The 11,869-nt window shown below is 71.7% G+C and carries 10 protein-coding genes; 5 read left to right on the forward strand and 5 right to left on the reverse strand.

What is annotated here, in order from left to right; all coding sequences use genetic code 11:
* The first annotated feature begins 111 nt into the window (after positions 1-111).
* The 3 genes from HDG69_RS04870 to HDG69_RS04880 all read left to right on the forward strand — a co-directional run bounded on the left by HDG69_RS04870 (position 112) and on the right by HDG69_RS04880 (position 2,002).
* Positions 112-1,350 (forward strand): Na/Pi symporter, encoded by a 1,239-nt coding sequence (locus HDG69_RS04870; RefSeq protein WP_171782595.1) that lies wholly within the window; start codon positions 112-114, stop codon positions 1,348-1,350.
* 26 nt (positions 1,351-1,376) lie between these two features.
* Positions 1,377-1,637, forward strand: coding sequence for a hypothetical protein (locus tag HDG69_RS04875; protein WP_171782596.1), 261 nt, complete (start codon positions 1,377-1,379; stop codon positions 1,635-1,637).
* Positions 1,638-1,765: 128 nt separating this feature from the next.
* Entirely contained in the window at positions 1,766-2,002 is a 237-nt protein-coding gene (locus HDG69_RS04880) for a hypothetical protein (RefSeq protein ID WP_171782597.1), read from the forward strand.
* 17 nt (positions 2,003-2,019) lie between these two features.
* On the opposite strand, the gene galK is transcribed toward HDG69_RS04880, so the two are convergent.
* From galK to HDG69_RS04900, 5 genes are all read right to left on the reverse strand, one after another.
* Complete coding sequence (gene galK, locus HDG69_RS04885) at positions 2,020-3,246, reverse strand: galactokinase (RefSeq protein WP_171782598.1); 1,227 nt, start codon at positions 3,244-3,246, stop codon at positions 2,020-2,022.
* A gap of 46 nt (positions 3,247-3,292) precedes the next feature.
* Positions 3,293-4,879 carry a GMC family oxidoreductase gene (locus tag HDG69_RS04890; RefSeq protein ID WP_343036254.1) on the reverse strand — a complete coding sequence of 529 codons (1,587 nt, stop codon included), beginning with the start codon at positions 4,877-4,879 and terminating at the stop codon, positions 3,293-3,295.
* On the reverse strand, positions 4,876-6,384 hold the full coding sequence (locus tag HDG69_RS18645) for an aldehyde dehydrogenase family protein (protein WP_216645151.1): 1,509 nt from the start codon (positions 6,382-6,384) through the stop codon (positions 4,876-4,878). The genes HDG69_RS04890 and HDG69_RS18645 overlap by 4 nt, the downstream gene beginning before the upstream one ends.
* A gap of 12 nt (positions 6,385-6,396) precedes the next feature.
* Positions 6,397-8,475, reverse strand: a complete 2,079-nt coding sequence (betT, locus tag HDG69_RS04895; protein WP_246255990.1) for a choline BCCT transporter BetT — start codon at positions 8,473-8,475, stop codon at positions 6,397-6,399.
* 203 nt (positions 8,476-8,678) lie between these two features.
* Positions 8,679-9,845, reverse strand: a complete 1,167-nt coding sequence (locus tag HDG69_RS04900) for a P-loop NTPase (protein WP_171782600.1) — start codon at positions 9,843-9,845, stop codon at positions 8,679-8,681.
* 58 nt (positions 9,846-9,903) lie between these two features.
* On the opposite strand from HDG69_RS04900, the gene HDG69_RS04905 reads away from it, so the two are divergent.
* Both HDG69_RS04905 and HDG69_RS04910 read left to right on the forward strand, forming a co-directional pair.
* A complete protein-coding gene (locus HDG69_RS04905) occupies positions 9,904-10,689 on the forward strand; it encodes a YflT domain-containing protein (protein WP_171782601.1) in 786 nt (261 codons plus the stop codon).
* 199 nt (positions 10,690-10,888) lie between these two features.
* Positions 10,889-11,851, forward strand: a complete 963-nt coding sequence (locus HDG69_RS04910) for a hypothetical protein (RefSeq protein WP_171782602.1) — start codon at positions 10,889-10,891, stop codon at positions 11,849-11,851.
* The last annotated feature ends 18 nt before the right edge of the window (positions 11,852-11,869 follow it).

Here is an 11,869-nt window from a genome sequence, read left to right on the forward strand (position 1 = left end):
TTCTGTTCACCTGAGGTCCGTGGTGGCGTCATCCAGCACTGGTTCTCTCGGAGGGTGATGACGAGCAGTGGCCGCCGGAAGGGCGGGTACCTCACCTCGACGGGAGACTCCATGACCGACGTCCTGCCACAGGCGTCCGTGACCTCCGCCGCACCGACCGCCCCCGCCGAGGGCACGAAGCGGCTGGTCAGCCCGTTCGAGCGGCTGGGGCTGTCGGGCCGTCCGCTGCGGACGGCGAACTGGCTCGGCGTCGTCGTCGGTGTCTACGTGCTCATCACCGCCGTCGAGCTCATCGGGTCCGGCTTCAAGGTGGCGACCGGTGGCACCGCCGAGTCGCTCTTCGCCTTCGCCGCGAACCCGTTCGTCGCCCTCATGGTCGGCGTGCTGTTCACCGCGGCGACGCAGTCGAGCTCGACGACGACGTCGGTCACCGTCGGCCTGGTCGCCGGTGGCCTGCCCATGAGCATCGCCATCCCCATGCTGATGGGTGCCAACATCGGCACCACGCTGACGAACACGCTCGTCAGCCTCGGGATGGTGCGGGACAAGGAGAGCTTCCGCCGGGCCTTCTCGGCCGCGACGGTGCACGACTTCTTCAACCTCATCGCCGTCGCGATCTTCCTGCCACTGGAGCTCGCCTTCGGCGTGCTGCAGCGGTCCTCGGCCTGGCTCGCGGACGCCAGCTCGGGATCTGACGGCGGGTTCGTCGCCACGATCTTCTCCGGCCTCGGTACCGTCGTGGACACCCTCACGGAGCCCCTGGCCGACCTGCTCGCGTGGTCGACCTCGTTCTTGCCGGGCGCCTGGCACGGCGTCGCCATGATCGTCCTCGGGATCGGCCTCATCCTGGCCGTCATCAACTGGCTCGGCCGACTCCTCAAGGTCCTCATGGTGGGCCGGGCGGCCGAGGTCCTGCACGCCTCCGTGGGGCGCGGTCCCCTCACCGGCATCGCCAGCGGTGCCGCGATGACCGTCATGGTGCAGTCCTCGTCCACCACGACGAGCCTCATGATCCCGCTGGCCGGGTCCGGGACCTTCTCGCTCAAGCAGATCTACCCGTTCACGGTCGGTGCCAACATCGGCACCACGATCACCGCGCTGATCGCCGCCTTCGCCTTCACCGGCGTCGAGGGCACGCTCGCGCTGCAGGCCGCCTACGTGCACCTGCTGTTCAACATCTTCGCCGCCCTGGTGGTCTTCGGGATGCCGCTGCTGCGCCAGCTCCCGCTGCGTGGCGCGACGTGGCTCGGTAACGTCGCCGCCACGAACAAGCTGTGGGCCGCGGCCTGGGTGCTGGGCGTGTTCGTCGGGATCCCGCTGGCGCTCATCGGCATCACGACCGTCCTGTGAGCCTGCACGGATGGGGAGGAAACCCCATGACGAGCGAGAAGCCCGAGGACGCCGCCGCCGTCGAGCGTGAGCTGGAGCGGATCGTCGCCGAGGCAGAGGCCAAGCTGGCCGAGGTCCGCCGTGAGCTCGCCGAGCGGCGCCGGCAGGACGCCCAGCACGCCGAGATCGACCGGCTCGAGGAGCACCTGGCCAACGCCACCGTCCGGTGGGAAGAGGTGCGCTCGTTCTTCGACGACGTGCTGACACAGCTCCGCCGGCACGACGACGGCGAGCACCTGTCCGAGTGACCCGCTGACCCGCTAGGCCCCGCGCCGGCGACGAGTCGTCGCGAGGAGAACCGTGGGCATCACCAGGCAGCACGCCTTCCCGGCACTCCGCATCGTCATCTGGTGCCCCTGCCGCCTCGCACCCGACCGTGACGCTGCAGGCCGCCACCCCCGTGACGGCGTCCGTCATCGGTCAGGTCCCCGCCGAGTACGAGGGGGAGGGCCCGCGCGCGTACCTGCTGGTCGACCACATGACCCGCTGGTTCCCCGACTCCGTCTCGGCGGACAACTACCGGTTCTGGGTGCCACCGGACAGGGCTGACGAGCTGGCGACGGTGCTCGCCCGGGACCTGACGGCCGCCGGGGCACCGTTCTCCGTGGACTGAGGTCCGGTACCGACCGGTCAGGCGGCCGGGTCCGACGGCGGTGCGAGCAGGAAGCCCGGCGCCACGAGCCCGGCGTCGTCGAACGCCGCCTGCACCGCGGTCGTCACGGCGTCGACGTCGTCGGCCCGCACGAGGGCGATCGCGGACCCGCCGAACCCGCCGCCCGTCATCCGGGCACCGAGGGCGCCCGCGCCCAGGGCAGCCTCGACGACCAGGTCGAGCTCGCGCGCCGAGACCTCGTAGTCGTCCCGCAGGGACGTGTGCGAGGCGTTCATCAGGGGGCCCACCGCGGTGATGCGCCCGGCGCGCACCAGCTCCGCGAACTCGCTCGTGCGGGCGATCTCGGTGACCACGTGGCGGACGCGGCGCTGCAGCACGTCGCCCCCGGGAGACCCGGCCAGCTTCTCCAGCGCGACGTCGAGCTCGTCCGGTGCGACCTCGCGCAGCGAACCGACACCCAGGATCTCCGCGGCCCGCTCGCAGGCCGCCCGCCGCTGCGCGTACTGCCCGTCCACGAGCGCGTGCTCGGCGCGGGTGTCCACGACCAGGAGCGTCAGGCCCGCCGCGGTGAGGTCGAACGGCACGCGGTCGGCGGACTCCAGCGCCGACAACCCCGGACGGCAGTCGAGGAGCAGCGCGTGCCCGGCCGAGCAGCGCAGGGAGGCCGCCTGGTCCATGCCGCCCGTGGGCGCGCCCGCGATCTCGTTCTCCGCCCGGACGCAGGCCGTCACGAGCGACGCCCTCCCGGCGTCGTCGGCCGCCAGGCGCAGCCCGTGCACGGCGTCGAGCGCGACGGCGACCGCGCACTCCAGCGCCGCCGACGAGGACAGGCCCGCGCCGAAGGGGACGCACGAGTCGACGACGGCGTCGAACCCGCCGATCTCGTGACCCGCCTCGCGCAACGCCCACGCGACCCCGGCGACATAGGCGCCCCAGCCCTGCGTCTCGCCGGGGGCCACGTCGGCGAGCCGGGTCTGCCAGGTCTCACCCGGCGCCTGGGCGGATGCGAGGCGCACGACGTCGTCGGCCCGGGAGCGCAGCGCCACGTACGTGCGGTGCGGCAGCGCCACCGGCAGGGCCAGACCCGCGTTGTAGTCCGTGTGCTCGCCGATGAGGTTCACCCGGCCCGGAGCCGACCAGACGCCGTCGGGCTCGCCGTCGGCGAAGACCTCGGCGAAGAGGGTGCGGACGCGGGCGGCGCCGTCGTCGGCGGACCAGGAATCGAGCCACTGGGGAGACGTCATGGCGCCCAGTATGGCCGACCTGTGCACGCTCCCGGGAGCCGTTCCGTCAGGCGGGCGCGCCCGCCCGACCGGCCTTGAGGAAGTCCGCGCAGCGCTCGCCGATCATCATCACGGTGATGTTCGGGTTCACCGTCGTGATCTCCGGCATGACGGAGGCGTCCGCGACGCGCAGACCCGTGACACCCTTGACCCGCAGCTGCGGGTCGAGCGGCGAGGCGTCGTCGTCCGGCGCGCCCATCCGTACCGACCCGGTCGGGTGGTAGACGGTGTTGTGCGTCGCGCGCACGTACGCCGCGATCTCCTCGTCGGACTGCACGCCCGGGCCGGGGAACAGCTCGCGACCGGCCCAGTCGGCCATCGCCGGCTGGGCGACGATCTCGCGGGCGCGCTTGATGCCCTCGACCATGACCTGCATGTCGTGCGGGTCGGAGAAGTATCGCGGGTCGACCTTCGGCTTGTCCCGGAAGTCGCGCGAGCGCAGTCGCACGGTGCCACGCGACCGGGCGTGCGTGACGTTCGGCGTCAGGCAGAACACGTTCTCCGCCGTCGGGTAGCCCTGGCGGGCGGTGTGCATGTCGAACGGGACGGACCCGTAGTGGAACATCAGGTCCGGGCGGTCGTCGCCCCGCTCCGCGGCGGCCGCCGTGCGGGTGAAGATCCCGATCTCCCACCACTGCGTGGACGTGGTGGTCATCGGCTGCTGCGCCTCCCACGAGATCACGCCCTCGGGGTGGTCCTGCATGTTCTCGCCGACGCCGGGGGAGTCGACCAGCACGTCGACGCCCACCTCGCGCAGGTGCTCCGCGGGTCCGATGCCGGAGAGCATGAGCAGCTTGGGGGTGTCGATCGCACCGGCGGACAGCACGACCTCGCGCCGGGCGGCCAGGTGGCGGGTGTGGATCAGGTCGGGGTCGAGGAAGTCGACACCGGTGGCCCGCCGGTCGGCGTCGAAGGTGACCCGCTTGACCCGGTGGTCCGTGAGGATCGTCAGGTTCGGCCGGTCCAGCACCGGGTGCAGATAGCTGACCGACGACGACGAGCGCACGCCGTCCTCGCGGGCGTTGATCTGGAAGAAGCTCGCGCCCTGGACGACGGTGACCCCGTCGTTGAACTGCACGCGCGGGATACCGGCCTGCTCGCAGGCGTCCAGGAGCGCGACGCCGCACGGGTCCGACGGCGGCACCTGACGGATGCGCACGGGCCCGTCGTGGCCGTGGTGGTCGCCCGGCTGGTCGTTGTTCTCGAGCTTGCGGAAGTAGGGCCGGGACTCCGCGTCCTGCCAGCCCGCCGCGCCCATCTCGGCCCACTGGTCGAGGTCCTCGGCGGGGGCGTGGAACGCGATGCACGAGTTGTGCGACGAGCAGCCGCCGAGCACGCGGGCACGCGCCTGGCGCATGAACGAGTTGCCGTTCTCCTGCGGCTCGATCAGGTAGTCCCAGTCGTAGCCGGACTCGAGCAGCCCCATCCAGCGGTCGAGGCGGAGGATGGCGTCGTCGCCGACGTCGGACGGCCCCGCCTCCAGCAGGGCGACGGTGACGTCGGGGTCCTCCGAGAGCCGGGCGGCGACGGCCGCACCGGCCGAGCCGCCGCCGATGACGAGGTAGTCGTAGGTGTCGGTCGTCGTGGGGGTCACCGGTCGGCTCCTTCGTGCTCGTCGGAGTGGTCGGGGAACCAGCCCGTGACAGCCGGGCGCAGGTTCTGGTAGACGTGCTTGGGCTCGGTGTACTCGCCGAGCCCCGTGGGGCCGAGCTCGCGGCCGATGCCTGACTGGCCGAACCCGCCCCACTCGGCCTGCGGCAGGTACGGGTGGAAGTCGTTGATCCAGATGGTGCCGTGCCGCAGCGCGTTCGCGACCCGCTGCGCCTTCCCCGCGTCCTGCGTCCACACTGCGCCGGCCAGGCCGTACACGGTGTCGTTGGCGATCTCGACGGCCTCGTCCTCGCTCGTGAAGGTCTCCACCGTGACGACGGGACCGAACGCCTCGTCGACGACGGCGGCCGTACCGCGGGCGACGCCGTCGAGCACCGTGGGCCGGAAGTAGAAGCCCTTCTCGAGCTCGCCGTCGCCCCAGGTCCCGCCGCAGCGGAGAGTGGCGCCGTCGGCGACGGCCTGTTCGACGTAGGCGGTGACCTTGTCGCGGTGGGCGGCCGAGATGAGCGGGCCGGTCTCCGCGGCGTCGTCGAACGGGCCGCCCATCCGGATCTGCTCCGCGCGGCGCACGAGCTCGTCGACGAACCGGTCGTGGATGTCCTCCTCGACGATCAGGCGTGCCCCGGCGGAGCACACCTGGCCGGAGTGGACGAACGCCGCGTTGAGCGCGTTGTCCACGGCGGCGTCGAAGTCGGCGTCGGCGAAGACGACGTTCGGGTTCTTGCCGCCGAGCTCGAGCGCCACCTTCTTGACCGTGGCAGCCGTGTTCGCCGCGATGACGCGGCCCGTGACGAGGCCACCGGTGAAGGAGACCAGGTCGACGTCCGGGTGCTCGGAGAGCGGTGCGCCGGCGGTCGGGCCGGCGCCCAGCACGAGGTTGGCCACGCCCGCGGGGACCCCGGCGTCGGTCAGCAGGTCCATGAGGAGGATCGCGGTGTGCGGCGTCAGCTCGGAGGGCTTGAGCACGAAGGTGTCACCCGCTGCCAGGCAGGGTGCCACCTTCCATGCGGTCTGCAGCAGCGGGTAGTTCCACGGGGTGATGAGCCCGCACACGCCCACCGGCTCGTGCTGGATCCGGCTGAGCACGTCCGGGCTGCCGGCGTCGACGATCCGGCCGGACTCCGAGCCCGCGAGCTTGCCGTAGTACCGCAGGCAGGCGGTGACGTCGTCCATGTCGATGCGGGACTCGACGAGGCGCTTGCCCGTGTCGAGCGACTCGGCGCGGGCGAACTCCTCGGAGCGCTCGACGAGCAGGTCGGCGGCCCGCAGGAGGAGGTCGCCGCGCTCGGGCGCGGTCGTGCCGCGCCACGGCCCGGCGTCGAACGCACGCCGGGCGGCTGCGATGGCACGCTCGGTGTCCGCGGGAGCGGCCTCACTGACGGCGGCGACGAGCGTGCCGTCGGCAGGGCAGCGGATCTCGCGGGTGCCGCCGTCGGCCGCGGCTTCCCAGCGTCCGTCGATGTACAGGGTGGTGACGTCGTCTGTCATGGGATCCTCCGGTCAGACGTCGGTGTGGTCGATGGACACCGCGGGTGCGGCCGAGGACTCCTTGAACACGACGTGTCGCTCGAACTGGTCGAGCACGTCGCCGATCAGCTGTTCCTTCGTCCACCCGGTGACCTCGTAGCCCTGCGAGCCCTCGGTGAGGTAGACCTCGACCCGCAGGTAGGTGGCGTCCGACTGCGGCTTCGCGGCGAAGGAGGGCATCTCGGCCTCGACCGGGCAGAGCCGGTAGCGGAACGGCTCGTCGTCGTCGTGGACGACGGCGAGGGTCAGGATCGGCAGGCCCTGCGGCCCGTCGTCGGACCGGTCGCAGCGGGCGGTGACGCCCCGGTCACGCAGCTCGGCCGCGACCTCGTCGAGCGCCGGTGAGCAGACCTCCTCGAGGAAGCGCGCGATCGGTTTGTGCCCCGGGTAGGAGACGAGGCGGTGCAGCCGGTGGCGCCACGCACCGCTCTCGGCGTGGGTGCGACCGGAGAGCGTCGCGGGGAGAGCGTTCTGTGCCGAGTCCAGCTTCTGCCCCTCGGCGTGCAGCGTGCGATACAGGGACACCATGACCAGCAGCAGGACGAACGAGAACGGCAGCCCCATGATCATCGTCGCGCCCTGCAGGGTGCCCAGGCCGCCGGCGACCAGCATGCCCAGGGTGATCATGCCGATCAGCACCGCCCACACGACACGGAGCCAGGGCACGGCGTCGTCCTTCGGGGAACGCGGGTCCGTCGAGAACTTGGCGAGCACCAGGGCGCCGGAGTCGGCCGAGGTGACGAAGAACAGCAACCCGACGAAGATCGCGACGGCGATCATCAGGCCTGCGGCGGGGAACTGCTGGAGCAGCCCGAACAGGCCCCCGGCAGGGTCGTCCATCGCGGTCTGGATGAAAGCCGCACCCTCCTCGGTGCCGTCACGGCCGAGCTGGAGGGTCGTGTTGCCGAAGACGGACACCCACACCAGGACGAAGCAGAAGGGGATCGTCATGGTGCCGAGCACGAACTGGCGGATGGTGCGCCCGCGGGAGATGCGGGCCAGGAACAGCCCGACGAACGGTGCCCAGGCGACCCACCAGGCCCAGAAGAAGAGCGTCCAGGCGTTCATCCACTCGGTCGGGGCCTCGAACGCCATGGTGTCGAGCGTGAGTGCCGGCAGCTGGGCGATGTAGTCGCCGGCGTTCATCACCAGGCCGTTGAGCAGGAACGCGGTGTCGCCGGTGAACAGCACGAAGGCGAGCAGCACGAAGGCGAGGACGGCCTGGAGCTCGGACAAGCGCCGCACACCGCGCGCCACACCCGAGATCGTCGAGACGATCGACATGATCACGGCCACGGCGATGAGGCAGATCTGGACGAGGAGACCGTCGTCGACCCCGGTGAGCTCGTGGAGGCCGCGGCTGAGCATCGAGACGCCGATGCCGAGCGTCGCGGCGAGGCCGAAGACGGTGCCCATCACGGCGGCGATGTCGATGACGTGACCTGCGCGGCCCCACACCCGGTCCCCGAAGAGCGGCTGCAGCACGGATCGCAGCGAGAGCGGCAGACCTCGGCGGTAGTGGAAGTACGCGAGGGCCATGCCGAGCAGGGCGTACATGGCCCAGCCGATGAGGCCGTAGTGGAACAACGTCCACACGATCGCCTCACGAGCGGCGACGGTCGTGCCGCCCTCGGTGACCGGCGGTGCGAGGTACTGCGCGGCCGGTTCGGCCACGGAGAAGAACATCAGGTCCGTGCCGATGCCCGCGGCGAAGAGCATCGCCGCCCAGGTGAAGATGTTGAACTGCGGCTTGGACTCCTCAGGGCCGAGCTTGACACGCCCCGCGCGGCTGATCCCGACGACGAGGACGAAGACGAGGATGGCCGCCGCCAGCAGGAAGTACCACCAACCGAACCAGGTCGAGATCCACCCGACGAGGACGAAGATCGCGCTCTCTGCGTCGCCCGGGCGGACCATGGCCCAGACGGCGAGCGCCAGGATGACGACCGCCGACCCGATCAGGACGACGGGGTTGATCTTTCGGGCGTTCCCGTACTCGGCGTCGGTATGGTCCTCGGTCGCGGACATGCTGCTGCCGTCGACGTCTGTCATGGGTTCCTCCCTGCTGGTCACGCCCGTCGGGGAACGACCGGCGCGCGTCGCGGTCGCCGTTGACCGCGGACGTCAACGCTTCCCACCTTCCGTTGCGCGGTGGTGACGGGCGTGTGCTCTTCACGGTAGCGCGACCGGTCCGGCTTTGACACCTTCGGACGGGACGTCTCGCTGGGCGAGACCTGTGGTGCTGGGCCTGCGGCTCAGCCGACGGGAGTGACGCCGAGCTGCCGCCCGGCGAGCCCGCGTTCGCGCCCCGCCAACCGACGGGCGACGTCGCGCAGCACCTGGGCGCCCGGGGAGTCAGGGGCGGCGAGCACCACCGGGGTGCCGTCGTCGCCCCCTTCCCGCACGGCCACGTCCAGCGGCACCTGACCGAGCAGCGGCACGTCCTTGCCGACGGTCTCGGTGAGGCGGCTCGCGACGCTGGCACCACCGCCCGCGCCGAAGAGCTCGAGGCGAGAGCCGTCGGGCTGGACCAGCCAGGACATGTTCTCCACGACGCCGACCACGCCCTGCGACGTCTGGGTCGCCACCGAGCCTGCGCGCTCGGCCACCTCGGCGGCGGCCACCTGCGGCGTCGTGACCACCAGGATCTCGCTGCCCGGCAGCAGCTGGGCGACCGAGATGGCGATGTCGCCGGTGCCCGGCGGCAGGTCCAGCAGCAGCACGTCCAGGTCGCCCCAGAACACGTCCGCGAGGAACTGCTCGAGCGCGCGGTGCAGCATCGGCCCGCGCCAGACGACGGGCTGCCCGGCCGGGACGAACATCCCGATCGAGACGACCTTGATCCCGTGCGCGACGGGCGGCAGCAGCATGGAGTCCACGCGGGTGGGCTGGCGGTCGACCCCCAGCATCCTGGGGATGGAGAAGCCGTAGATGTCGGCGTCGAGCACGCCGACGCTCAGGCCGTCGGCGGCCATGGCGGCAGCCAGGTTCGCCGTGACCGAGGACTTGCCGACTCCGCCCTTGCCGGAGGCGACCGCGAACACCTTCGTGAGCGAGCCGGGCTGCGCGAACGGGATGACGGGGTCACCGGCGCCACCGCGAAGCTGCGACCTCAACGCCTTGCGCTGCTCGGGCGTCATGACGCCGAGCTCGACGTCGACGCTCCCGACGCCGTCGACATGCTCGGTCGCGGCCGTGACGTCACGCACCAGGGTCGACTTCATCGGGCACCCGGCGATCGTCAGGTCCACACCCACGGTCACGTGCGCGCCCGCCGTCCGGTCGCCGGTCACGGGCGCCTCGCCCACGGTCACCGACCGGATCATGTTCAGCTCGGTCAGGGGGCGGCGGATCTCGGGGTCGACGACGGCGGACAACGCGTCCCGGACGCGTGCCTCGAGGTCGGGTGCGGAGGGAGCCATGGTCCGATCCTAGGTGTCGTGGTAGCCCCGCCACCGACCCGTGCGGGATACTGTCGGGATGAGCCTGAGCCGCCAGTCCGTCGTGCCCCGCGTGCCGACCCTGCCGAAGGGCGAGGAGATCGCCGCCTACGACTCCTACCTGGAGGCGCAGAAGGCGGTCGACTACCTCTCGGACGAGAAGTTCGCCGTCCAGCACGTCACCATCGTCGGCACCGACCTGCGGATGGTCGAGCGCGTCACCGGCCGGCTCACCTACGGCCGGGTGGCGCTCGCCGGCGCCCTCTCCGGTGCCTGGTTCGGCTTCTTCGTCGGTCTGCTGCTGACGCTCTTCGCCGGCGGGGAGGCCGGGGTGCTGATCGTCGCGCTCGCGCTGGGTGCCGGCTTCGGGCTGATGTTCTCCGTGCTGTCCTACGCCTTCACCGGTGGTCGGCGTGACTTCACCTCGCAGTCGCAGATCGTCGCCTCGACGTACGCGATCCTGTGCGCCACCGAGCAGGCGGGGGAGGCGCGGCGCATGCTGGCCGGCTCACCGAGCGGTCTCGGCAAGCGGCGGACACCCGAACGGCCGGTCGCACCCGCGGCGCCCAGCACCCCGGACCCGCGGTGGACGATGCCCGACGGCGCGCCACGCTACGGCGCCATGCGCCCCGGCGAGACGTCCGACGCCGGATCCTCGACGTCCTCCGTGGCCGGCGGGGAAGGGGACTCCCACCCGCAGCCGCCGGTCGGTGCCGAGCTGCCCGAGGACCCTGCCCGGGACGACCGGCAGCCGCCGGGCACCACGGCCGCACCGAGCTCGACCGTGGACCCGGACGACCCGTACGCGCCGCCCCGCGACCGCTAGTCGGGCGCTCGCCGCCGCTTCATCTGATCTGTTCGGTACGCCGCGGCCGGGTCGGTACTCCTGAGTACCGACCCGGCCGCGGCGTACCGACCTGACGGCATGGCACGACGTGATCAGACGTCGTCCACCGGCCGACACCGTCCACAGGACGCCAGGTGCTCGTTGCCCGCCGTGGGCACGGCGCACCAGCCTGACGGTCATGATCAGACCGGGAGACCTCGTTCTCGCTCGCGACCACGACCGCAAGCAGCTGCACCGCGCACTGCAGGATGGTGTGGTGACACGGCTCCGGGTGGGCGCCTACCTCGGTGTCGACACCGACGACGGTCGTGCGGCGTACGGCTCGCGTCGGGCGAAGGTACTGATGCGCGCGGTGCACCGGCAGCTGCGTGCCCCGCACACGTTCAGCCACCAGAGCGCAGCGCTGTGGTGGGGTTGCTCGCTGTGGAAGCACCCTGACCAGACGCACCTCGTCCAGGACTATCGGGCGTCGGGTCGCGCGGCGAAGGACGTGAAGCGGCACCGCGGGACCGTGCCGGACGACCAGCGGGCCCTGGAACGGGGGCTTCCGGTCACCACGTTGGCCCGCACGGTCGTCGACTGTGCCCTGTCCATGCATCCGATGGAGGCGCTGGTCATCGCGGACTCCGCGCTCCGCCTCCAGCCTGCTCTCGACCTGGACGAGGCGAGGGCGATCCTCGACGGGGTCCTGCGCCGCAACGGGCGGGTCCGCGCGCGGTGGGTGCTGGACCATGCGGACGGAGGTGCGGACTCGCCGTGGGAGACCTGGACGCGCTACCTCTGCCTGCGGGTCTCCCTGCCGCGTCCGCTCACGCAGGCGCCGGTCGTCACACGACTGGGTACCTACCACTGCGACCTGGGGTGGCCCGACCACGGCGTCTACGTCGAGTTCGACGGGCGGGTGAAGTACCTCGACGACGGCGTCCGCCGTGGCCACGACGCACGCGAGGAGCTGCTCCGGGAGAAGCGCCGGACCGACGCGCTGCACGAGGCAGGGGTGCTTCCGGTGCGGGTCATGGCCGGTGACGCCAGACCGGCTCCCGGCACGGAGACGGTGCTGCAGCGGATCGCCCGCCGCTTCCCGGCACCGGTGCGGCGACAGCTCCGGGTGGTGCCCTTCCTCCCGCCGCCGGTGATCTGAGCCGATCGACCAGATCGG

Origin of the sequence: Isoptericola halotolerans (assembly GCF_013149785.1) — a bacterium.
Lineage (GTDB): Bacteria > Actinomycetota > Actinomycetes > Actinomycetales > Cellulomonadaceae > Isoptericola > Isoptericola halotolerans.